This is a genomic window from Sphingobacterium sp. lm-10 (assembly GCF_023554555.1).
Classification (GTDB): domain Bacteria; phylum Bacteroidota; class Bacteroidia; order Sphingobacteriales; family Sphingobacteriaceae; genus Sphingobacterium.
This window is the reverse complement of the sequence record NZ_JAMJWC010000003.1, coordinates 156,758-179,778: the sequence shown is the minus strand read 5'-3', so window position 1 is coordinate 179,778 and position 23,021 is coordinate 156,758. Positions and strand designations below refer to the sequence as shown.

Sequence of the window (23,021 nt, the reverse complement as noted above, 5' to 3'; positions counted from 1 at the left end):
ATTACTTCACTAGTTTTTTATACTTAATACGCTGCGGCGCCACATCGCCTAAGCGCTTCTTCCGATTTTCCTCATACTCGGTGTAGTTACCTTCGAAGAAGTACACCTGAGAATCGCCTTCGAATGCCAAAATATGCGTACAGATCCGATCCAGAAACCAACGGTCGTGAGAGATGACGACAGCACAACCACCAAAATTCTCCAAACCTTCTTCTAATGCACGCAATGTATTCACATCGATATCATTTGTAGGCTCATCCAGCAATAGTACATTGGATCCTTTTTTCAAGGTAATGGCCAAATGTACGCGGTTACGCTCTCCTCCAGATAGTACCCCCACTTTCTTCTGCTGATCTGCACCATTGAAGTTGAACTTAGACACATATGCTCTGGAGTTAACGGCTTTGTTTCCAAGGTTGATGTTTTCATTGCCATCGGTAATGTTTTCCCAAACTGATTTTTCGGCATCCAGATCATGATGCATCTGATCTACATAGCCCAAGGCAACGGTTTCACCGACTTTGAACGTACCAGTATCCGGCTGCTCCTGTCCGGTGATCAGACGGAAAAGCGTTGTCTTACCAGCGCCATTCGGCCCAATAATTCCCACGATTCCTGCAGGTGGAAGAGAAAAACTAAGATTCTCAAATAAAATACGATCGCCATAGGCTTTTGAAATCTGATCGGCCTCGATGACGACATTACCCAATCGCGGCCCCGGCGGAATAAATAACTCTAATTTTGCTTCCCGATCCTGTGTCTCTTCAGAGGCTAGTTTTTCATAATTATGCAAACGTGCTTTAGATTTAGCGTGTCTGGCCTTTGGAGCCATACGTACCCATTCCAGCTCACGCTCTAATGTTTTCTGGCGTTTGGTCTCCTGCTTTTCTTCCTGTGCCAAACGTTTAGCTTTCTGATCTAACCAAGACGAGTAATTACCTTTCCACGGAATACCTTCTCCTCGATCCAATTCCAATATCCAGCCTGCTACATTATCCAAGAAATACCGATCGTGGGTAACCGCAATGACCGTACCTTGATACTGTTTTAAATGTTGCTCTAACCAGTCAATAGATTCTGCATCCAAGTGGTTGGTGGGCTCATCGAGCAATAAAACATCTGGCTCTTGCAGTAATAAACGACAAAGTGCCACTCGGCGGCGTTCACCTCCTGACAAATTGGCAATTACTGCTTCAGGGTCAGGACAACGTAGCGCATCCATCGCGCGTTCTAATTTACTGTCCAATTCCCATGCATTGCTCGCATCGATTTTATCTTGCAGCACCCCTTGGCGCTCCAACAATTTATCCATCTCATCGGCATTCTCATAGACCTCTGGAAGACCAAATTTTTCATTAATTTCTTCGTACTCTGCCAAGACCGCTACCGTCTCTGCAACACCCTCCTCCACGATCTGGCGCACGGTCTTTTCCAGATCTAACTGTGGCTCTTGCTCCAAATAACCTACAGAATAACCGGGCGAAAAAACCACCTCACCTTGTATGGATTTGTCCAATCCGGCGATGATTTTTAATAGGGATGATTTCCCAGAACCATTCAATCCGATCACCCCGATTTTGGCTCCATAAAAAAAGGATAAATAGATATTTTTGAGTACTTGCTTGGATGGCGGATAGATCTTGGAGACCCCTGCCATCGAGAAGATTATTTTTTCGTCTGACATAGCAAAATAGTAACTTATTTCAGACAAATATAGCGATTTGAAGTCAATTACTGCCATTTTGATCCCTTCGGGTCGGTGGCGCGATTGTTGATAAATTTATTGAAACATTAACGTAAGGGTTATTTGTTATTTTACTTACATTTACGATAGTACAAAATTAGAAAGGTTTATAGATGGAAGCTAAATTTTCACCACGAGTAAAGGATGTGATCTCGTATAGTCGGGAGGAAGCCCTGCGTCTTCGTCATGACTATATCGGCACGGAGCATCTTTTGTTGGGATTGATACGTGAGGGGGATGGTGTAGCAATTCATGTTTTGAAAAACATTGGATTGGACATGGCCGCCGTGCGTGAATCCATTGAAGAAGCTGTTAAAGGTTCTTCAATGTCCCGCACTCCCATTAGCAGTGTACCGCTAACAAAGCAGGCAGAAAAAGTTCTTAAAGTCACTTATTTGGAAGCTAAAATCTTCAAGAGCGACATTATTGGAACAGAACATTTACTGTTGGCTATATTGCGCGATGAAGACAATATTGCCTCACAGATATTAAATAAACATCAGGTTACGTATGAGCTGTTCAAAAATGAGCTTGCCCAGAATAAACCTGATGTGACGAGCGAAGCGGCAGGTACGCCTCCCGGAGATGATGATTTCGCGGAAGACGATGCACAATTCGCGCAGCCGAAGAAGGTTTCCGACATTAAGTCTAAGACTCCTGTGCTGGACAATTTCGGACGTGACCTAACCAAGGCTGCGGAAGAAGGCAGGTTAGATCCTATTGTTGGTCGGGAAAAGGAGATCGAGCGCGTATCTCAAATCTTATCCCGCCGTAAAAAGAACAACCCTATTCTAATCGGCGAGCCCGGTGTAGGTAAATCGGCCATTGCAGAAGGTCTAGCACTTCGCATCGTACAACGTAAGGTATCACGTGTGCTCTTCAACAAGCGCGTGGTAACGCTTGATCTCGCTTCTTTAGTAGCGGGCACGAAATACCGTGGCCAATTTGAAGAACGCATGAAGGCGGTGATGAACGAATTGGAAAAATCGCCGGATGTTATCCTATTTATTGACGAGATCCACACCATTGTCGGCGCTGGCGGAGCTTCTGGTTCACTAGATGCTTCTAACATGTTTAAGCCTGCACTTGCACGTGGAGAGATCCAATGTATCGGTGCCACCACGCTAGATGAGTATCGTCAATACATTGAGAAGGATGGCGCCTTAGACCGACGTTTCCAAAAAGTGACAGTCGAACCGGCAAGCCATGACGAGACGATCGAAATCTTGAACCGTATTAAAGACAAATATGAAGAACATCACAATGTGGTCTATACGGATGAAGCGATTAATGCCTGTGTGTCTTTGACTACACGCTACATCACCGATCGCTTCTTACCGGATAAGGCTATTGATGCGCTGGATGAGGCGGGATCGCGTGTGCACTTGACGAACATCCATGTACCTCAAACCATCATTGACATCGAAGAGAAGATCGAGGAGGTCAAGGTAGAGAAGAATAAAGTCGTACGCAGTCAGAAATACGAAGAAGCTGCGAAGTTGAGAGATACAGAGAAAAAGCTGATCGAAGAGCTGGAACGCGAAAAAGCTGCTTGGGAAGAAGAAACGAAAACCACGCGCCACACCGTAACGGAAGATAATGTAGCGGAGGTGGTCGCGATGATGACGGGCATTCCTGTACAGCGCGTCAGCCAGACGGACAGCCAGAAGCTACTCAATATGGGCGAGTCGATGAAAGGCCGTATTATTGGGCAAGACGAAGCGGTACAAAAATTAGTTAAAGCTATTCAACGTACACGTGCAGGGTTGAAAGATCCAAAGAAACCAATCGGTTCATTTGTATTTCTAGGTCCTACAGGTGTCGGTAAAACGGAATTAGCCAAGGAATTGGCGCGTTTCATGTTTGACACCGAGGATGCCTTAATTCAGGTGGACATGAGTGAATACATGGAGAAATTTGCCGTATCCAGATTAGTGGGTGCGCCTCCAGGATATGTTGGGTACGAAGAAGGTGGTCAATTAACAGAGAAAGTACGTCGTAAGCCTTATGCTGTGGTGCTATTGGATGAGATTGAGAAAGCACACCCGGATGTATTCAACCTCCTATTGCAGGTATTGGATGAAGGTCAGCTCACGGATAGTTTAGGTCGGAAAGTCGATTTCAGAAATACGATTATCATCATGACTTCCAATATTGGCGCACGGCAGTTGAAGGAATTTGGACAGGGTGTTGGTTTTACCACCTCTGCAAAAGAAAACCAAGCAGACTCACACTCTCGTGGCGTTATTGAGACCGCTTTGAAAAGAGCTTTTGCACCGGAGTTCCTGAATAGAATTGACGATGTGATCGTGTTCAACTCATTATTGAAAGAGCATATTTTTAAAATCATTGATATCGAGTTACGTTCGTTGTTTGGAAGAATATCCGACTTGGGCCATACCATTGAATTGTCTGAAGATGCTAAAAATTACATAGCAGAAAAAGGATATGATTCTAACTTTGGTGCCAGACCGTTGAAACGAGCGATTCAAAAGCACTTGGAGGACCCAATTGCGGAAGAAATCCTGAGGGATAATTTGAAAAGCGGCGAAACCATCTTGGTGGAGTTTGATAAAGAGAAATCGGAAATCGTGGTTTCAGCAAAAGCATCTTCCACCAAAGAAGATGATGATGTAAAATCCGATAAGCCGGATAAGAAAAAATAATCTATTTTGCCACAAAAAAGGAGCGCTGATGATAGCGCTCCTTTTTTGTGGCAAAATTTTTGTTAGAAGAGGTTAAACCCTGAATACTTCTTGTAAGTCTTATACAGAAATACAACACCTATAAAGAGATAACATAGCAATACATTTAAAAACAAATAACTAAACATGAAAAGAATTTTATTAGCCTTAGTGATAGCATCTGCTACTATGCTGTCCTTCAACTCCTGCACAAAAGAGTATATTACAAACAACGAATCTTTGCCTGGTTTAAGCTTCTACAAAGATCTTCTTGGTGGCTCTGCTTGGAGACCAGTTAGTGGACGTCCTAACGAATTCGAACAAACAATTGCTCTTCCAGAATTGGATCAGGTAGCTTTTGAGGACGGTCATGTAAGTGTATCTATAGGTACTAGAACTAGTAATGGGATTGATGAGTTTTTTAATATTCCCGGAACAGTCGATGGTCGCACCTACGATGTTCGGTACGCGGTAGGCCGTGTTACTTTTACGGTATTTACTAATGGATCTGTCCCAGCAACACAAGTTGCAAAAATCGTGTTAACTGATGCTTCAGTAGGTAACTAATTTTTAAAAAAACCTGCAATAAGTATGTTGCTAAACAAATAAAATTGTTGCATATAGCAGTAATAGATGATAATCTATCAACTGTTTAACGATATTAATAGCCTTACGTTTGATCATAAACGTAAGGCTAATTTTTATTATAAAATTTAACCCACTGTCATTTCGCGACCGGATTACATCTCAGTCTTCAGGCGAATTTTAGATCTTAAACTATTTCAAAGATAACGACCGGATAGAGGAATCAACGATTTGGATTTTAAGGAGAAGGATAACTTTGTTTGAATAATCTTCACCTGACAATAACATCTCCACCTTCTTCATCTATAAATCCGGCCGGAATATTTAAGTAAGGATACTTAACTTCAGTAACGGAAGAAAATTCTATGAAATCAGATGTTGTAAACTTTATTTCGCCACTAATTTTAATGAATTCCGTGCTATTTTTATTTTTTCCAAACGCCTCCACTTCAGCGTTAAAGTTTAATCCCCCAGCTGTCTATTCAGGTAGATTCGTTCTACTTAATTGTACAAAAGTAAGGTAACTCGACGGACCGGTACGTTTTAATGTTAACGTCCTCGTTGATGCGTTCCAAACACTGGGTGAGAAATTGAATTGAATTGGCTGTATCGGCTGACCATTTACGTATGCACATGTGAAGGAAAGCCATATAATGGTTAAATAAAATTTAAAATTCATACCCCTGCTTTTTTATGGTTTCAATATCTTCAATATAATCTATTGGATCCAGCAAAGCCGCAAAATCAATATGTCTAAAAACCTTCAAAACCTCATCGTAGACTAATTTTTCAATTGGAATGCCTAGCAGTCGGGACAATCCTCTTTTTAAAAAATCGACTTCGTAGATTTTACCGTTTAGTTCCAATGTTTGTTCGTGGAGGATTTCAGGGTCATATCTTTCCTCTTTTTCACATGCCGTAAATGAAATGCATCCCAACACAATCAACAAAATTACAATTTTATTCATTTTATTACTTTTTAAATTAATAATATCCAAAAATACTAAATAATTTTCTTAATATTATCAAATAAATTAATTAAAAAAAACAATATCAAATATTAGCGACTCATTTTGTAAACTATAAGTTATCTATTAATATCCATAGCAGCTATCTCCAATTTTATAATGAACCTACTTCACCGTATTTTTCAACTATTTATAAATAGAGCACACGAATTTTAGAGTTATTCTGCTACTGTTAAGAAGCTGAAAACGGAGGTGTATTATTTAACTACAATATTTATCATTCCAGAACTTTAGACCCAATAATACTAGATTAGTGTTAATAAATAGATATATAACAGCATTTATTAGGGTGAACCTTCATTCTTTAATAAGATTATTAATACAAAGCTGCAACGCAAATACAAGATCTTCGGTGTCACAGCACATAGCTAATAGATTGATAAGTTTACACTTATGAGCAGATACGCGAATGTTATTTTATTTTAAGGAAATTCGCGACGATAAAAGCTCTTGAGGTAACTTCAAGAATCTTAACACCAAAAGAGTTGCTAAGACCAAAAATATATTCATAACAACTTACATGTACTAATACGTAACAAATTTTAGCTATTTTGCAAGAGAAGAATGTTATACCAAGACCACATTATTTATGAACACAATTAATTTTGAAACTGCCACCTTCAAGGAATTTGAAAACATTCCAAACCTTGATCTAGCCGCTACTGCAAAGATTTTCAAAGATTTTACAGACTATATGGAGACTAATGAGCAGATGAATTTCCGCTTTATTACCCAAGGATCCGGACCGGTGGTAACTGTAACCTCACCTTTTTTAAAAGAGCCGACTTCCTGTGTTAGTCTTGTATCCAATGATTATCTGAATTTTACACAGCATCCAAAAATAAAACAGGCCGCTATCGATGGCATCACGAAGTACGGCACAGGTGCTGGTGCATCACCATTGATCGGTGGGCATCATGAGTATCATGTGATGCTGGAGAATAAACTTTCTTCTTTTTTCGGAAAACCCTTAGGTAGCAGTATCGTCTTTACTACGGGATACACAACCAACAGTTCAACATTATTAGCACTATTAAAACCGGAAGATTGTGCGATAGTAGATATGGAAGTACACGCTAGTGTTTATGAGGGGCTCCTAAATACAACGACCAAACGGTTTCCACATAACAGTATGGTACATTTAGAACGTGCATTAGCAGAAGCCAAACAAACGCACCGTACGCGCCTCGTCATTATTGATGGTGTATATTCACAGAATGGAGACTTAGCTAAATTAGATGAGATCAAGGCCTTGGTAAAATCTTATGGCGCATACTTAATGGTGGATGACGCACACGGTATTGGTGTATTAGGCAAGACAGGACGCGGGGCGATTGAAGTTTTCGATGCTTTGCAGGATGTAGACATCATTTCAGGCACATTGAGCAAAGCTTTCGGTCATATTGGTGGATTTATAATTGCATCATCAGATATAATTAATTATTTGCGTTACCAGTCAAGGCAGCAAGTATTTTCATCTACATCAACCCCAGCTACTTATGGTTTACTGAAGGCAATCGATTTGATAGATGAAGAACCACACTGGCGTGCGCAACTATCCGACAACGTGACTTACTTCCGAAATGGACTACAAACCTTGGGGGTAGATATTGGCGATACCGCATCACCAATCATTCCGATCAAGATTGGAGATCCACATCGCACCGCTACTATCGCTAAATTACTGCTAAACGCAGGGGTGTATGCCAACTGCATTGTTTATCCCGGCGTAGCGAAAAAAGACGCTAGAATTCGCACAAGCTTGATGGCGACACATACAAAAGCACATCTGGATCATACTTTAAATGCTTTAGAAGACATAGGAAAGAAAATTAGCTTAAAAAAATTACGCTAAATGATTTTCTTTCTTTCCTATTACGGATATAAATAACTAGTTTTGAATAGGTAGATAAGTAATAATGGCTAAACAACAAAGAAAAACTTACCGCGGCGTAAAAAACGATAAAGAGCGGACAATGGGAAAGCTCGTCATGGCTGTCGGGTCAGTTCTAGAAGAAAAAGGCTATACCGGATTGACCATCGCTAATATCTCTAGAAGAGCTGGCGTGGATCGTAAACTCGTAACCCTGTATTTTGGATCGGTTGAGAACCTCGTAGAAACGTATATCAAAGACAAAGATTACTGGGTAGCCGCTACTGTAGGTGCCATGGAATACTTTGGACAGTCTCCTAAAGAGGGATCCAAGGGTTTTCTCGAGTCTTTGCTGACGAATCAAATGAAGGAGTTTGCGAAAAATCAGGAGATGCAAAAAGTAGTTTTATGGCAGATCAGTGAAAAAAGTGACATCATGTCTAAAGTTACGCAAGAGCGAGAAAAAATGAGCGCTTTGTTCTTTGCTTTTGCAGATCGAGAAATCGGGCCTGATAAATTAGATCTTCGAGCAATCTCCAGTATACTGGTTGCCGGGATATATTATCTGGTACTACACTCTAAAAATACAGATAGCCTATTTTGTGAGATTGATTTAACAACGGAGGATGGTATGAAGCGTATTGAAGACGCCGTTAAACTAATCCTTAAATGGACGTACGACAGTGTAGACATCACGCCGCCAACAGCATAGATATTTATATTTATCTAAAATTTAAAGTCAGATAAATTACGACACGTTCTTATCCATAAAAAAGGGTTGACTACTATTCGCAGTCAACCCTTTTTTATGGATAAGTCCCCTCTATTGTTTACTTAGGTAACACAGTTGTCAGAAATTCTTGATCTGAAGGTGATACGGCAGATCTAAAACGATGTACCAACTGACCATTTGGATTAATAACGAACTTTTCAAAGTTCCATTTAATATCACCAGTAAAATCTGAATTCGGAGCAGACGTCAGGTATTTAAACAATGGTGTTGCTTTGTCCCCTTTTACATCAACCTTTTCCGACAAAATAAAGGTAACTCCATAGTTTTCTTCGCAAAAGGCTTGAATGTCTTCATTTTCATCCAATTCCTGCCCGCCAAAGTTATCCGAAGGGAAGCCAATAATAACTAATTGATCACCATGCTGCTCATGCAGAGCCTGTAAATCTTTGTATTGTTTAGTAAACCCACATTTAGAGGCTGTATTTACCAACACTAATGTCTTACCTTTGAAATCAGAAAGTTTAACTTCCTTACCGTCAATAGTCTTTATGCTATAATCGTACACACTGGACGACGGAATAAGCATCGTAAAAATCAATAACATCTGTAACATATTGTTTGTATTTTTAAAATTAGTTAATCAAATTCAGTACCAAGATTGGCCGCGGCGGTGGAGTTCTCCATCTCCCTACGTATCACAAATTCAAAAAGTGGCTTGATCGGACTTTTGAGTATCCGTCCTACCTTTACGCCATGTAATTCACACACATCACGCAGTTGAAGATCGAAATGGAAGGCTACTCGTCCGACAAAATTGCATTCATGATCCCAGTAGTTTGGATAGGTCATAATATGCGTACGAACGAACTCATCAAAGCCGTTTCGCAGTAAAGTATCTATGTAGGAATTCAATCTATTTTCGTCCATAAAGGGCACAAAGGACGCTAGATAAGCATTTGGTCGGTCTTTTTGGTAAACGTTTTTGACCACAACTTCTTTGGTGACATGGTATTGCTCCTCAAATAGCTTAGCCACATCACGCGGCATGTTTCCATACAAAAAATCCAAAATTAGTTGCTTACCAAACCAAGCACCCGAACCTTCATCACCCAACACGTAACCATTACCATGCAGACTGGGAGATAAATAGTCACCGTCGAAGAAACTCATGTCTGATCCGGTACCAATATTACACACAATACCTTCTTGTGTGCCCAACGTAGCATAAGCTGTGCCCATCAATTCGGTTTCTACGGAAATAAAGGCATCTGGAAATATCTCTGAGAGTGCATTAGAAACAATTTCGCGTCGATCCGGCGTGGAACAACCTGCACCAAAAAAATAGACTTCGTGCACTTCTGAGATGTACGGAATAATTTCGGGCACCTCGCCAAGCACACGAGCAATCTCTTTCTCACTTACAAAATAGGGATTCAATCCTTTTGTTCGAAAAGACAACGGATTGCTATCTGGAAGATGCAACATCCATTCTGAACTCGACGAACCACTATCTGCTACTAAAATCATACGTTATTATTGGTATCCACTTCCTCAAATATACTACTTTTCTAAGCAATTTGCTTTTGCAGCTTGTAAAGCAACCTCAATGATCTGGCTGTAAAAAGAGGTCTCAGTCATTCCAAAAGCACGCACTTGTTGCGGAATAAAACTTTGTGCTGTTTGCCCTGGTGTTGTATTGATTTCAATAAAATAGAAGTTCTCGGTTTGCGTCTGTAGGAAGAAGTCGACCCGCACCATTCCGCGACAATTCAATTTGCGATAGACCTCCCGAATGATCTGGGCACTGAGCACATTTTGCTCTTCTGTAAGATCTGCGGGAGTGATTTCTTCGGTCAACCCAGGAATATATTTGGCTTCGTAATCAAAGAATTCCCGGGTAGTGATTACCTCGGTAGCGGGGAGCACAACTAAATCCCCCTGTTCATTACGAAAGATACCCCGCGAAAACTCGCGACCCTCGATAAATTCTTCTACTAATACCTGCTGCCCGGTATGAGCCGCATCGTAGGCCTTAGCAATGGCCGCATCGAGTTCTTCGAGGGTTTTAACTTTCGTCATACCAATGCTGCTGCCTCCTGCATTTGGTTTTACAAAAAATGGCAACGATAATTTCTCTTTCACTTGCTGTGCCGCCGTTTGGCGATCTCCAGCAAAAAGAAGTACTGAATCGGCCAAGTGCATCGCTGGAATACCGGATAAAACGGCCTTCGTATAGCCTTTATTCATGGTTAATGCAGAAGTGAGGGCATCACAACTGGTGTAGGGCAGGCCGATCATGTCAAAATAGCCTTGTAAGCGCCCGTCTTCACCTGGGCTACCATGCAAAACGATAAAAGCGACATCAAACGTGATAATATGTTCTTCTACAGTAATAGAGAAATTATGCCTATTTACATCCACCTTCATTCCAGATTCCGAAACATAAAACCATTGGTCTCGCATGATGGATATCGGATATACCTCGTATCGTTCAGCATCTAATTTGGAATGTACAAATGCCGAGCTTTTAAAAGAAACCTCCGCCTCCTCTGTATATCCGCCTGTAATAAGTGCAACTTTTGTCTTCATTGTATTGATGGTATGATTAGGATATTGTCCAAAGACAAATATAAATACTTTATCGTGTACCCTACATCATAATTATTCTCACCATCTATAGAAAACAATTACACAACCATCACCTAAGTTGGCATGGCTAGAAACAATTAATTAACCTAATACTTACAAATACATAACATAAAGAAATGACACTTGATATGAAATAAATAATAATTTTGAAGAAATATATAATCTAATAATGAAAAAATATTATTTATTAATAGTATCTGTATCGCTATTTTTAGTTTCTTGCGTCAAGGATCGTATTCTACCCTCTTTGGAGACCTTGTATCAACAACCGGGGTTACCCGTATTAGAAAACCGATCTATTATCCATTATTGGAATTTTAATGATGAAGCGCTACTCAGGCCAACACAGACTATCGGCAATGCCTCAATCAGTTACACGGCTGGCAGCGGTATAGCTGATGCAGTTTCGCCGGGAACAACGTTGAATGCGAGAAGAAGTGATCCCGCTGGTGGCGCACTTCGCTTACGAAATCCTGCAGGCGTTTTAACACTTGATCTCCCCACCAGTAATTATAGAGACATCATCTTTTCATTCGATGTACAACGCACGAGCAACGGCCCACAGCTGAATACGATTGCTTACAGCATTGACGGCACAACATTTACATCTGCTAATCTAACACCTAACATGAATCAGGTAGATTTGGATTGGCAAACGTTTTCTTACAATTTATCCCATATCGAAGGGGCGAATAATAATTCGAATTTTAAAATTCGTATCGCCTTTGATATTGGCAATACAGGTGATTCTGGAAATAACAGATATGATAATATCACCTTAGATGGTACTATCATCGACCTCAATTTTGGAATTCCTGAGTTGGTACATTATTGGGATTTTAATACATCTACCTCTTCTACCCCGGCTGTCACCCCTACTATGACGAGAGGCGGCGCTTCCTTGCTATATAATGGGACATGGGACAGCTATAACATAGGTACTCTGATTAATGCGCGCGAAGACAGTGGAGCCGGATGGGCGCTAAGGCTTCGTAATCCAGCCGGTGCATTCACCCTAACGGTTCCGACCACCGGTTATAAAGACATTAAATTCTCCATGGCGGTACAGCGCACCAACAATGGCGCTGCGACTAATACCGTTACATATACGATAGACGGAACTAATTATATTTCCACCGGTATTTCTTCCAACAGTTATACTCCCGAAAACGAACCTTTGTATGGGTTAGTGACCTTTGATTTTTCGAATATCTCAGGAATAGAAAACAACCCGAATTTTAAAATTCGGGTTGTTTTCTCCAATGGAAGCACGGGCAGTTCGGGCAATAACAGATTTGACAACATCCTCGTAGAGGGGGTGCGTTTATGAAAGCTATATTAGCCGTGTCTGTACTGCTGCTTTCTTCGGCATTTTTTCGGGTGCCTATCAAAAAGCAGATGCGTTACCACAGCAAAATTGTGCTGAAAATTCCAGAACCATCGGACATTTGCTTTTCATCAGACAGCCTATCATTGTATATCGTAAGCGATCAAGGATCTCTTTACCAAACTGATCTTAAAGGAAATATTCTTAGAAAATCTGACGTAGCGGGGACGGATTTTGAAGGTGTTCATGCCGATGAAGAATTCGTCTATATAGCCGATGAAAGCGCGCGTCGGGTTTTGAAGCTGGATAATAAAACCTTAAAACAGGTTGCTGTGTACGATGTGCCCTACAGCGGCGCAAGAAACTCTGGAATAGAAAGCTTAACCTTTAACCAAGCCAGAGGAACTTTCATCATGATTACTGAAAAGAATCCCATCCTGATTTTTGAGCTCGATAAAGATTTTAGAAAAGTAAATCTACACCGGTTTACTTCGGCCAGAGATATCTCCGCAGCCACCTATCACGATGGTCATCTTTGGTTATTGAGTGATGAAGACAGAGCAGTCTTTAAATTAGATCCCTATAGTTTCGACGTATTGCAAACTATCCGCATCAATATCATTAATCCAGAAGGAATCGCCTTTGATCGCGATGGTCAAATGGTCATCTGTAGCGACGACCGTAGAACCCTATATTTTTTTAGCAAGCCCTAACTAATTCTGTGAAAAACCTCCTCATTATATTATTCGCTTTTTCAACGTTAACCGTACAGGCTCAGGTAACTGTGGCCAGCGGCGATCATGTGGTAGAAATTGGCACGGTACTCTCTTCCTATCTTAATTTCAGAACTATCAAACCCGACGCTAGCAATCAGAATCAAAATAATGACCGCTTTAGACTACGAGATGCACGTTTCTACATCAGCGGACGCATTGGAAACGATTATGAGTATAAGCTACAAGCAGATCTTTCGAGTTTAGGCGCCAGAGAAGTCGATCCCGAGACACCAGCATTGTACGACGCATACATCAAGTACAAAGGGTTCAAACCGTTTAACATTACCGCAGGCTATGGAAAACTACCTTATTCTAGATTTTCTATGGTCGCTTTTAAGCATTCTCCCTATTGGCAACGGGCTCAAGTCGTACGAGGTGATCTTTTTTCGCGCAGGGATGTCGGTGTTATGTTAGATAAAAGTCTTTGGAACCAACAAATCAATATTTACGCAGGGGTTTACACTGGGGTTGGCGAGCTTTTCCTACAAGGAGACAACGATCCTTCTGGTGCCTTTGAATACGTAGGCAGGATCGATTTTGCTTTCCCTAGTCGTTATCGCTACCAAGATATCGACACCAAGATTAGCCCCGTTCCTATGTTCGCTATTGGTGCAAATACCCGATATTCCAACAGAAATTTACCAGAGGGCGCATCTTTCATTTCCGGACACGATGGGCGTTATGGCATCAAAGTAATTAATGGCAAAAAATTAGGCGTAGGTATAGATGCTACCTTTCAATACCAAGGTTTCTCTGCCCAATTTGAGTCGCAACTTTTCAAAGCTACACCGCAACATCCTGATGATCCCAACCTGAGAGGGTTACCTCCAGAATTGACGAACGGCTATTTTAAATTCGGCGGATTGGTCGCTCAAGCAAATTATTTCTTCAAACCTGCCAAAACCATCATATCTGGCAGATACGAGGAATTGAATCTGAACGATTTGATACCAGGCAGCTCACAACGCCTCTCTGGTGCCATAGCGTTTCAAATAAACGGTTTTAGATCCATGATCAAGGCACAATACTTTAACATACTGAGAGAAGAATCTATCGACCCGTTAAGATGGACGGAACAATTTAGAATTGGATGGCAATTCGTTTTATAGGTAAAAAAAGAGACTGCCTTTTTGAGACAGTCTCTGTGGTATAAGTTCAAAATCCTATACTTCAATCAATTTCTATAATAAGTTGTAAACGTGCTGTAATTTTGGCTGGGCAATACTTGATCATTTCCTAATAGTTGCAATACCAGATAGTACTGATTGCCGGCGACGGTACTACCTGGAATAGGATCAATCAATATCCACGCTGAGGACGAGTTAGCAGGGATAGTCACTACCCTCTCCGGATTTACAAACTCGTAATGTGTACCTTCTACTGCTGGCATAATAATATTCTGTTGCGCCAGCGGCACTTCTAACGCACCGATTGCATAATTGATGTGTATATCCGTTGAAGATTGATGCCCCACCAATTGTACCAAAATAGAATCACGTCCTCTGTTATTAACCGACACATGCCTGCTTACGAGTGTCATTGCAGTACCGGTAGCATTAAGAAAAACTCCCTCAGGAGTGTAGGCCGCATTCCTTCCCAAAATATGATTTTTAAACTCTACAACCGATGCGCCTGTATACCTTATCTCCCTCTCCTGCTGGCAACTAATAAATGTTGCAGAAGAGAGAATGAACCCTAATATATATATGTTAATCTTTTTCATCTTCATTTTGCTTTCTATAATAAAATCTTAAAATCAATACCCTGGATTCTGTGGCAAACTTGGATTAAGTGTTGCTTGAGCAGCAGGAATCGGTGCGAGCAACCGATGGTCTTCGTGCGACAAGAAACCTACTCCTCCAACAACAGATGCGGATTTGGGCACACCTTGCCCCCATCGCTTCAGATCGAAATACCTCATACCTTCGAAATTAAGTTCTCTGTTTCGTTCTTGTTTAATGTAGTCCACTATTCCAACACCAGTAGGGACACTAGCAGTTGAGGCATTTCTTGATGCGCGTAGACGAACTATCTCAGCACTAGCCTGACCGTATTGCCCTAATGTAGCCAAAGCCTCTGCCCGCATCAACAAGACATCTGCATACCTAACGATAATCAGATTATCCGCATATAGGCCATTTGAGTTATTATACTTATCTGACCATCGGTATTGAGGATGTCTGCTGTCTACAAATATTAAATTTAGTCGGTCGTCGTTAGGATCATTAAATGAGTTATATAACTCTGGGCTGACCGTCTGCCCACCAAATGTCGAGATTCCATTCCATAGCGGTGCATGAGTATAGGAATATAATGAATTGTTAGATCCCAGAGATTGGGTTGCAAAATCGATCCACAGCTGGGTGAAAGCCTCGGGATGTGTAACTTCTCTAAAAGCAGCATCTATATCGTTTGACAAAACTGCGGAGCTATTTGCAAAGGCTAAATCAAAATCTGATAGGGCATCCTGATAGCGTTCCCAGTATAAGTATACTGTCCCTCGAATTGCATATGCTGTACCTAAAGTAAAGTATCGAACCGGATTGGCTGGATTTGTCGAATTCTGGAAGAGCGCAATAGCTTGAGTTAGATCAGACTCTATTTGCGTATATGTTTCCAAAATGGAAGATCTATTTATTGATTGAGCATCTTCTAGGCTATTGGTCGGAGTCAACCTAATTACCGCGGATCTATCGAATCCCGAACCCTGACCCGTGGTTGGTATTTTATTTGGCTCATAACCATACACTCTCGCTAAATTGAAAAAACTCAATGCTCGAATCGTATAGGCCTGAGCTAATATGCTATTTCGAGTACCTTCTTGAGCTTCCGTAACCGTTAAGTTGGGTGTATTTGCTATAACTTCATTGACATCATTGATGACTAAATAGCTTGATGCCCAAATGTTATAATGAGCCATATTGTCGTTTCTATTTGCCGAAAGATAGCGTTGTCCCGACAAATCACCATCCGTCAATATGTTATCGGCTAAGGCATCGCCCATCAATTTCAAGTCTCTCCCGTACAAACTTCCGTCGCCCGCAAGTAAAAAGCGATTGTAGGCAGAGTTTAACACGGCTCCTGCTGCTGCAATATCTGTAAAAACGACATTTGCTGATAATTGATTTTGAGGTTCTATCTCAATCCAGCTCTCACAAGAGGAGAACAATAAACTTAAAAGGGCTGTATATACTAATATCTTCTTTTTCATATGGATTCTACTAAATTTAAAAGGTAAAGGCTGCCCCAAACGTAAATGTTACTGGATGGGGATATACGTTCATTGAATTTGTCGAACCCGCCGCCAACATCGCAGTATTTTCTGGATCCTCACCCGTGAATCGAGTTATCGTCCACAGGTTCATACCTTGAGCAAACACTCGAACACTTTGAATGCTACCGATAATGGATTTTGGCAGGTTATATCCCAATGTAAGCTGCTTAAGTCGGATGTATGAAGCGTCTTGCAACCATCTGGATGAAAACGTGGTGATGGGTGTACTGCCCGGTTCGGCTCCATTGTAAAATGGGCGTGGTATCCCCACAACGTCACCAGGTTGACTCCATGATTCGTACAATTGGTTAACAAGTGAGTTATAACCATATGCTCCCGAAAGCTCCAACGGATAATTAGTATCCGTCCAACCTACATTTCCGTATTGATACTGAAACAATATATCCAAGGAGATTCCTTTGTAGCTAAACGTATTGTTCCACCCGCCGAAGAAGTCTGGATTGAATGATCCGAATGGCCGACGATCATTTACAGCTACCGGATTATACGTTATGTTATCGTTCTGATCGTAGTACATAGCACGTCCATCAGCGGGGTTAACACCAGCCCAAGGGATAGTGAAAGCTTGATTCAGACGTTGACCAACAGTATATCGACCAAAATTGATATTTGGAGTGCCAAAATAAGGCTCAATAGCGGCCTGCTCATTTAGTTCCAATAATTTATTGTCAATAAACCCTATGTTAAACGAGGATGTCCACCTGAAATCTCCAGTATGAACGGGAACAACTCCCAATTCTAAATCAATTCCTTCTAACCTAGCCCTACCCGCATTGACAGTTATTGAGCTGTAACCTGCATCGGTAGGCAGCTCCTGGTCGAGTAGCATATTGCTTCGATAATTTCGATAGATATCGAACGATCCGAAAATACGGTTGTTAAAAAATCCGAAGTCTAATCCCAAATTGACCGAAGACAACTCCTCCCAAGTGAGTGTTGGTACACCCATTTGGTTTGGTCTTAAGGTAGCCTGGCCGTTGTATGCTCCTCCAGCACCTGGAGAGTTGAATAAGGTTAAAGCAGAAAAATTCTCGATAACTCCCTGATCACCAGTAACACCATAACTAGCTCTTAATTTCAATTCATTCATGAAACTCACATCAAAGAAATCCTCGTCAATAATTCGCCATCCTGCGGATAAGCCGTAGAACAGACCGAATCTGTTTTCGGAACCGAAACGGGAAGATCCGTCGTAACGCATATTACCAGAGAACAAATATTTACCTTTGTAATCGTAAGAACCGCTAGCGATCAGGCTGGCCATTTTATACCCAGTAAATGTTGAAAAATACGATGTATTTGTTGCTGCCTGACTAATCAATCGCAGCAATGGATTGGGAAACGTCTGCGCACCAGCTCCCACATTTCTCTGTGAGTAATCCCTGTACTCAAATCCTGCAAGCGCGCTTATGGTATGATCCTGAGCAATCGTCGCGTTGTAATTGGCCGTTAATGTAGTGTTGAAATTTACTGTTCGGGTAAATGCATCATTTCCCGTACCGGCCGTTCCAGCATACGCCGGAATATCACCAGGCCTGTAGTTGTAGTTTCTTGCGTCTGAAAAGTCCAAACCACCAAATGCGCGTAGACGTAAACCAGGGAGCACAGTGTAGTTCAATGCAATCGAGGAGAGTGTACCCCATGTATTTGTTTCGCGATCTTCTTCATTTAGTACCTGTACAATATTATAGCCATAGCCATTTATTAGATTATTGTTCCACGTTCCATCTTGATTATAGATAGAGTTGAGCGTTGGAATTAATAATGCACCAGTAAAAGGTGAATTTGTAAAAAATCCATTTCCGGTTGCTGGCCCAGAGGAGACGGCATTAAATAAGTTAATACGGGTATCCAGAGAGAATCTATCGGAAGCCTGATGATCCAAATTCATCCGCAAATTATTTCTTTTAAATTCCGATCCGATAACTGTTCCTTGCGTATTGTTATGTCCGGCACCAACATAAAACGTCGTTTTATCACTACCACCAGAAACATTCAGATTGTATTGACCTAAATTACCTCTTCTAAATACCTCATCGTACCAGTTAACATTTATTATTTCAGAGGGCTGCAGCCAACTATCAGGATTGTTACCCCATAATCTTGTGTTCCATACATTTACACCAGCCGGACCATTCCCTTGAACAGTGTTATACAGATTGAAATAGGCTTGTCTATATAGCTCGTAGTATTCTGACCCAGTCGCCAAATCATACGGATTAGGATTATCTTGCCAACCTTGCTGTACATCCAAATTGATAACAGTTCGTCCGGCCCTACCTTTCTTCGTCGTAACCAGGACAACGCCGTTGGCAGCCTGAGCACCATAAATGGAAGCTGTGGCCGCATCCTTCAGCACCTGAATAGACTCAATGTCATCTTGATTCACAAAGGAAAATAAGTTTTGGGTCGTCTGTGTAGACACCCCACCAGGATTCATTTGTACACCATCGATAATATATAATGGTTGGGCATTTCCATTCACAGATACGGCTCCCCGAATTGCCACATTCAACCCGCCACCAGGTTGGCCACTACTGGAAGTGACTTGAACACCTGCCAAACGGCCTTGCATTGCCCTGTCAAAAGACTGAGTCGGTAGTCCCTCAATTTCTGCACCACTCAACACAGATACCGCACCTGTAAGACTCTCCTTTTTAATTTCCTGACCGTATCCCGTGACGATTACCTCGGCTACGACAGATTGGTCGGGAGTCAATTCTACGTTGATTATTGTGTTTGACCCGATCGTTATCTCTCGTTCTGCGTAGCCGATAGCTCTGAAAATCAGGATTTGCGTATTTGTGGTAATACTAATTGAATAGTTACCGTCAGCACCCGTCTGAGCTCCAGTTCGACGGTCCTTGCCAACGACTGTAATTCCAGCTATTGGTGTGCCATCGCCCGCAGATGTAACCCGTCCCGTGATTTGCCGTGTTTGCCCATGTGCTATTCCCATAAGGAAAATCCAAAGCGCAAAAAAACTAAGTAATTTTTGTTTCATATTAATAGTGGTTTGTTTAGATATGCACTGGTAGTTACGCTAGCTGAATGACTATTCGCTCACTTTGGATCCCCCCCATTTCAACAGCGCCATATTTCTGCCTTACAAAACAGTTATGGCATCGTCGAACCTATCGCACGCATGTGGCTTACGCTATTGTTAATAAAACAGGAATGGTTTAGCGCAGTAACCTCTACAGCCTACTCGAAAAAGAACATAATACTCGTATACGAATTATTTAAGCACCTCATTCACAGCGGCTATATTCTTGTAATATTCCTTTTTTATCATATCACATGTTACTCCTTTTTTCGTTCCATCTATACTCTGACGTATATAGGTTTTAGAGACACCAAATTTGGTTACTAAATGATCTAATACAACCTGATTGTATTTATTTCGCTTTTTGTTAAATTTGTCCATTGCTCTGTTGGTTATCTAATTGACAACTACCAGATTTTCTGATAAATAATTTCTTAGTTAGTCATTTGATTATCGCTAAGGTAAATATAAAATTTCAACAATTAAAATAAATGGATGAAATTTCAACAAATATCAAAGACAGAATATTGAAAATAGCTGATATTAAACAACTTAATAAGGATAAATTTATTGAGAGTTTAAATCAAAAATATTCTAATTACCGAGGCTTATCTAAGAAATCTTCTCCATCCGCCGACGTTATAGCCGAAATTTCAACAAAACACCCTGATATTAATATCGAATGGGTATTAACCGGCCAAGGAGAAATGCTTCGCCCTTCTGCATTACAAGAGGCTGCACGCAACTATCAAAAATCAACTAAAGAAGTCGAATTTGCCGTGCCGTTGATTTCAATAACAGCGATGGCTATATTTGAGAATAATCTGGGGCAAACCCCAATGCCTAGCGGCATGGAAAAATATGTTATTCCTGAATTTAAGGAATCTAATATTGAGTTTCTTGTCCGCATGAAAGGCGACTCGATGCAGCCTAAGTACTATAGCGGAGATCTTTTGGGTTGTCGTCGCTTACCAATAGATGCCTTTTTCCAATGGAACAGAGTATACGTCTTGGACACGACGCAAGGCCCTCTCATTCAACGTGTACAACAATCTACTAATCCAGGATATTTAACATGTGTATCAGACAACGAAGCCTATCAGACCTTTGAATTGAACTTTGAAACAGATGTCAAAGCATTGGCTATTGTCTTGGGCGCCATCAGATTGGAATAATCTCGATTTTCCATTTATACGGATTGCATGCAATACACGGCTGTGGCTACACTGAAAACTCTGCAAACCACTATTCTATATGTAGCAAACGAAATTGTGTCGCTATAGGCATGTATTAGCCGTGGTTTACATATATTTGCACTACCTTTTATTCATAATGTGTTGTGCATCTATCTATCAGATAGGCCTTGACATACGAGTTAGGGGTGTTTGTATTCTAAGTCTATAAATATTTCGATACTATATGTCAAAATTCTTTCTCTATCTAAGAACTAATACCTTTCGAAAAAATCTGATCTACGCGATTGTAGGCATTATTGTATTGTTCATCCTGACGTATATTGCCTTAAGGATTTATACCAAACATGGTGATCGCCAAGAGGTGCCGGTATTGAAAGGCCTACATATTAGCGAAGCCATTGCCATATTGGATAATGCAGGACTAGAATATCAGGTAGATTCTATTTACCAGTTGGACGCTCGCCCAGGACTAGTCATTGAGCAAGATCCAGAACCGGCGTCGGCGGTAAAAGGTGGTAGAACAATTTATCTTACCATCATTACGCAAAGCGCTCCAGAGATTGCTTTCCCAGAGTTGGTAGACAAAACCCTAATTGAAGCAACTTCTATCATTAAAAATCATTCGCTGAAACTCGGTGATACGACTTATGTAAATGACATTGCACGTGACATGGTTTTGGAAGCGACATTTGGCGGGCAGCCTATTGCTGCCGGGCGCATGATACCAAAAGGATCACGCATCAACTTAGTGCTGGGTAATGGCCGTGGAAATGACCAGGTAACTATTCCTGAATTAGTTGGGCTTCCCTATAGTGAAGCCGAATTTGCCTTGCGCGGCCTTGGTTTAGTTGTTGGAAGCATCAGCTTTGCTGATGGCTCAAGAGACACCTTAAATGGCACTGTGGTAGAGCAAACGCCGGATATTACTGCTCAATTTATCCCATTGGGATCTGCAGTACACCTCAAACTGTCTAATTCCGTTGTTCCAACTACAAACGAATAGATTTATCTACCATGCAAGCTCAACCAGAGAAAAAAAGAAGAAGCCTATGGATTCCTGTCGGAATCGTGCTCATCGTTATCGCGCTTGTCCTATCGTGGGTGGCGTATCTGGCGGTATTAGCGCCGACAGTACAGACCGATGCGGAGTATTTTTATGTACATAGCGACGACAAATACGAAGATGTGATGCAGCGCATCAAAGAAGAAAACATCGTACGAAATTATGCGCTCTTTGAGTATATGGCCAAAGCTATGGATCTTTCTGAAAACATCAATCCAGGCCGATATAGATTGGATTCGGAGATGAACAATCGCCGATTGATTGGCAATCTACGTGGCGGGTATCAAGAAGCCGTAAAATTCAGATTTCAGAATGTACGTCTAAAGGAAAACTTTGCAGGCTTATTAGGCCAAAATTTCGAGGCAGACTCTGTTGAATTTGTTCAATTGCTTCAAGACCAAAAAACGGCAGAAAAATATGGCTTTACGCCAGACAACTTTTTCTCCATGTTTATTCCAAACACCTACGAAATCTATTGGAACACTAAGCCAGAAACTATCATGGCTCGTTTCCATACGGAATATACCAATTTTTGGAATGCAGAGCGAAAAGCAAAAGCAGATGCACTAGGCATGACGACGCAGGAAGTCAGCGCATTAGCAGCAGTAGTAAAAGGCGAAGCCATGCATACCGATGAGATGCCTGCCATTGCTGGCTTATACATCAATCGCTTGAAGAGAAATATGCTTTTGCAAGCCGACCCAACCGTGATTTTCGCCAATAACGACTTCACGATACGCCGCGTGCTCAATCGGCATCTAACTATAGACAACCCTTACAACACCTATCGTTTTAAAGGGTTGCCCCCGGGGCCAATCATGATGCCAAGCATTGTCGCGATAGATGCGGTGCTAGACTACAAGAAACACGATTACCTATACATGTGTGCAAAGGATGATTTCAGCGGGTATCATTTGTTTGCGAAAACGATGGCAGAACACTTGGTAAATGCACGCAAATTTCAACGTGCGTTAGACGAACGGAACATTAAACGTTAGGTGTAAGCGGCATGCGCATTTTTG

General features: G+C 41.3%; 18 protein-coding genes. 10 read left to right on the top strand and 8 right to left on the bottom strand.

Features of this window, described 5'->3' with window-relative positions; all coding sequences use genetic code 11:
* Position 1 precedes the first annotated feature (1 nt).
* On the bottom strand, positions 2–1,684 hold the full coding sequence (gene ettA, locus M8998_RS15410; protein WP_249994435.1) for an energy-dependent translational throttle protein EttA: 1,683 nt from the start codon (positions 1,682–1,684) through the stop codon (positions 2–4).
* Positions 1,685–1,857: 173 nt separating this feature from the next.
* Between ettA and M8998_RS15405 the strand changes: the two genes are divergently transcribed.
* Both M8998_RS15405 and M8998_RS15400 read left to right on the top strand, forming a co-directional pair.
* On the top strand, positions 1,858–4,410 hold the full coding sequence (locus tag M8998_RS15405; protein WP_249994432.1) for an ATP-dependent Clp protease ATP-binding subunit: 2,553 nt from the start codon (positions 1,858–1,860) through the stop codon (positions 4,408–4,410).
* A gap of 165 nt (positions 4,411–4,575) precedes the next feature.
* The gene (locus M8998_RS15400; RefSeq protein ID WP_249994431.1) at positions 4,576–4,995 is read left to right on the top strand and encodes a hypothetical protein; all 420 of its coding nucleotides are present in this window, start codon (positions 4,576–4,578) and stop codon (positions 4,993–4,995) included.
* 686 nt (positions 4,996–5,681) lie between these two features.
* Here the strand turns inward: M8998_RS15400 and M8998_RS15395 are convergent.
* Positions 5,682–5,981 (bottom strand): hypothetical protein, encoded by a 300-nt coding sequence (locus M8998_RS15395; RefSeq protein WP_249994429.1) that lies wholly within the window; start codon positions 5,979–5,981, stop codon positions 5,682–5,684.
* A gap of 649 nt (positions 5,982–6,630) precedes the next feature.
* Here M8998_RS15395 and M8998_RS15390 point away from each other — a divergent pair.
* The gene (locus M8998_RS15390) at positions 6,631–7,896 is read left to right on the top strand and encodes an aminotransferase class I/II-fold pyridoxal phosphate-dependent enzyme (RefSeq protein WP_249994428.1); all 1,266 of its coding nucleotides are present in this window, start codon (positions 6,631–6,633) and stop codon (positions 7,894–7,896) included.
* Positions 7,897–7,960: 64 nt separating this feature from the next.
* Positions 7,961–8,626 (top strand): TetR/AcrR family transcriptional regulator, encoded by a 666-nt coding sequence (locus tag M8998_RS15385; protein ID WP_249994426.1) that lies wholly within the window; start codon positions 7,961–7,963, stop codon positions 8,624–8,626.
* Between the two features lie 118 nt (positions 8,627–8,744).
* Here M8998_RS15385 and M8998_RS15380 read toward each other — a convergent pair whose 3' ends face one another.
* From M8998_RS15380 to M8998_RS15370, 3 genes are read right to left on the bottom strand one after another with little or no spacing between them, the layout of a single operon-like run.
* Entirely contained in the window at positions 8,745–9,260 is a 516-nt protein-coding gene (locus M8998_RS15380; RefSeq protein WP_249994424.1) for a glutathione peroxidase, read from the bottom strand.
* Positions 9,261–9,283: 23 nt separating this feature from the next.
* Complete coding sequence (locus tag M8998_RS15375) at positions 9,284–10,174, bottom strand: N-acetylglucosamine kinase (protein ID WP_249994423.1); 891 nt, start codon at positions 10,172–10,174, stop codon at positions 9,284–9,286.
* A gap of 33 nt (positions 10,175–10,207) precedes the next feature.
* Complete coding sequence (locus M8998_RS15370) at positions 10,208–11,236, bottom strand: D-alanine--D-alanine ligase (RefSeq protein WP_249994411.1); 1,029 nt, start codon at positions 11,234–11,236, stop codon at positions 10,208–10,210.
* Positions 11,237–11,465: 229 nt separating this feature from the next.
* Here M8998_RS15370 and M8998_RS15365 point away from each other — a divergent pair, with 229 nt between their 5' ends.
* The 3 genes from M8998_RS15365 to M8998_RS15355 are packed head-to-tail and all read left to right on the top strand — an operon-like array spanning position 11,466 to position 14,508.
* Positions 11,466–12,626, top strand: a complete 1,161-nt coding sequence (locus tag M8998_RS15365) for a hypothetical protein (RefSeq protein WP_249994409.1) — start codon at positions 11,466–11,468, stop codon at positions 12,624–12,626.
* Positions 12,623–13,336 carry an SdiA-regulated domain-containing protein gene (locus M8998_RS15360; protein ID WP_249994407.1) on the top strand — a complete coding sequence of 238 codons (714 nt, stop codon included), beginning with the start codon at positions 12,623–12,625 and terminating at the stop codon, positions 13,334–13,336. Before M8998_RS15365 ends, M8998_RS15360 begins: the two co-directional genes overlap by 4 nt.
* A gap of 8 nt (positions 13,337–13,344) precedes the next feature.
* A complete protein-coding gene (locus tag M8998_RS15355) occupies positions 13,345–14,508 on the top strand; it encodes a porin (RefSeq protein ID WP_249994405.1) in 1,164 nt (387 codons plus the stop codon).
* A 65-nt stretch (positions 14,509–14,573) separates the two neighbouring features.
* On the opposite strand, the gene M8998_RS15350 is transcribed toward M8998_RS15355, so the two are convergent.
* Genes M8998_RS15350 through M8998_RS15340 form a run of 3 tightly spaced genes read right to left on the bottom strand, consistent with a single transcriptional unit; the run spans position 14,574 to position 19,698 of the window.
* Complete coding sequence (locus tag M8998_RS15350; protein WP_249994403.1) at positions 14,574–15,122, bottom strand: hypothetical protein; 549 nt, start codon at positions 15,120–15,122, stop codon at positions 14,574–14,576.
* Positions 15,123–15,155: 33 nt separating this feature from the next.
* A complete protein-coding gene (locus tag M8998_RS15345) occupies positions 15,156–16,610 on the bottom strand; it encodes a RagB/SusD family nutrient uptake outer membrane protein (protein WP_249994401.1) in 1,455 nt (484 codons plus the stop codon).
* A gap of 16 nt (positions 16,611–16,626) precedes the next feature.
* The gene (locus M8998_RS15340) at positions 16,627–19,698 is read right to left on the bottom strand and encodes a SusC/RagA family TonB-linked outer membrane protein (protein ID WP_249994398.1); all 3,072 of its coding nucleotides are present in this window, start codon (positions 19,696–19,698) and stop codon (positions 16,627–16,629) included.
* A 533-nt stretch (positions 19,699–20,231) separates the two neighbouring features.
* Between M8998_RS15340 and M8998_RS15335 the strand changes: the two genes are divergently transcribed.
* The 3 genes from M8998_RS15335 (at position 20,232) to mltG (ending at position 22,997) form a co-directional block, all read left to right on the top strand.
* Entirely contained in the window at positions 20,232–20,915 is a 684-nt protein-coding gene (locus tag M8998_RS15335; protein ID WP_249994396.1) for a S24 family peptidase, read from the top strand.
* A gap of 244 nt (positions 20,916–21,159) precedes the next feature.
* Positions 21,160–21,939: a PASTA domain-containing protein gene (locus M8998_RS15330; protein WP_249994394.1), complete on the top strand. Its 780-nt coding sequence runs from the start codon at positions 21,160–21,162 to the stop codon at positions 21,937–21,939.
* A gap of 11 nt (positions 21,940–21,950) precedes the next feature.
* A complete protein-coding gene (gene mltG, locus M8998_RS15325) occupies positions 21,951–22,997 on the top strand; it encodes an endolytic transglycosylase MltG (RefSeq protein WP_249994392.1) in 1,047 nt (348 codons plus the stop codon).
* Positions 22,998–23,021: the final 24 nt, after the last annotated feature.

What these genes read in the sequence shown, in the direction of transcription:
- M8998_RS15370 (WP_249994411.1), bottom strand. Translation starts at nt 11,236, where the DNA reads ATGAAGACAAAAGTTGCACTTATTACAGGCGGATATACAGAGGAGGCG.
- M8998_RS15380 (WP_249994424.1), bottom strand. Translation starts at nt 9,260, where the DNA reads ATGTTACAGATGTTATTGATTTTTACGATGCTTATTCCGTCGTCCAGT.
- M8998_RS15330 (WP_249994394.1), top strand. Translation starts at nt 21,160, where the DNA reads ATGTCAAAATTCTTTCTCTATCTAAGAACTAATACCTTTCGAAAAAAT.
- mltG (WP_249994392.1), top strand. Translation starts at nt 21,951, where the DNA reads ATGCAAGCTCAACCAGAGAAAAAAAGAAGAAGCCTATGGATTCCTGTC.
- M8998_RS15395 (WP_249994429.1), bottom strand. Translation starts at nt 5,981, where the DNA reads ATGAATAAAATTGTAATTTTGTTGATTGTGTTGGGATGCATTTCATTT.
- M8998_RS15360 (WP_249994407.1), top strand. Translation starts at nt 12,623, where the DNA reads ATGAAAGCTATATTAGCCGTGTCTGTACTGCTGCTTTCTTCGGCATTT.
- M8998_RS15400 (WP_249994431.1), top strand. Translation starts at nt 4,576, where the DNA reads ATGAAAAGAATTTTATTAGCCTTAGTGATAGCATCTGCTACTATGCTG.
- M8998_RS15365 (WP_249994409.1), top strand. Translation starts at nt 11,466, where the DNA reads ATGAAAAAATATTATTTATTAATAGTATCTGTATCGCTATTTTTAGTT.
- M8998_RS15390 (WP_249994428.1), top strand. Translation starts at nt 6,631, where the DNA reads ATGAACACAATTAATTTTGAAACTGCCACCTTCAAGGAATTTGAAAAC.
- ettA (WP_249994435.1), bottom strand. Translation starts at nt 1,684, where the DNA reads ATGTCAGACGAAAAAATAATCTTCTCGATGGCAGGGGTCTCCAAGATC.
- M8998_RS15385 (WP_249994426.1), top strand. Translation starts at nt 7,961, where the DNA reads ATGGCTAAACAACAAAGAAAAACTTACCGCGGCGTAAAAAACGATAAA.
- M8998_RS15375 (WP_249994423.1), bottom strand. Translation starts at nt 10,174, where the DNA reads ATGATTTTAGTAGCAGATAGTGGTTCGTCGAGTTCAGAATGGATGTTG.
- M8998_RS15345 (WP_249994401.1), bottom strand. Translation starts at nt 16,610, where the DNA reads ATGAAAAAGAAGATATTAGTATATACAGCCCTTTTAAGTTTATTGTTC.
- M8998_RS15335 (WP_249994396.1), top strand. Translation starts at nt 20,232, where the DNA reads ATGGATGAAATTTCAACAAATATCAAAGACAGAATATTGAAAATAGCT.
- M8998_RS15405 (WP_249994432.1), top strand. Translation starts at nt 1,858, where the DNA reads ATGGAAGCTAAATTTTCACCACGAGTAAAGGATGTGATCTCGTATAGT.
- M8998_RS15340 (WP_249994398.1), bottom strand. Translation starts at nt 19,698, where the DNA reads ATGAAACAAAAATTACTTAGTTTTTTTGCGCTTTGGATTTTCCTTATG.
- M8998_RS15350 (WP_249994403.1), bottom strand. Translation starts at nt 15,122, where the DNA reads ATGAAAAAGATTAACATATATATATTAGGGTTCATTCTCTCTTCTGCA.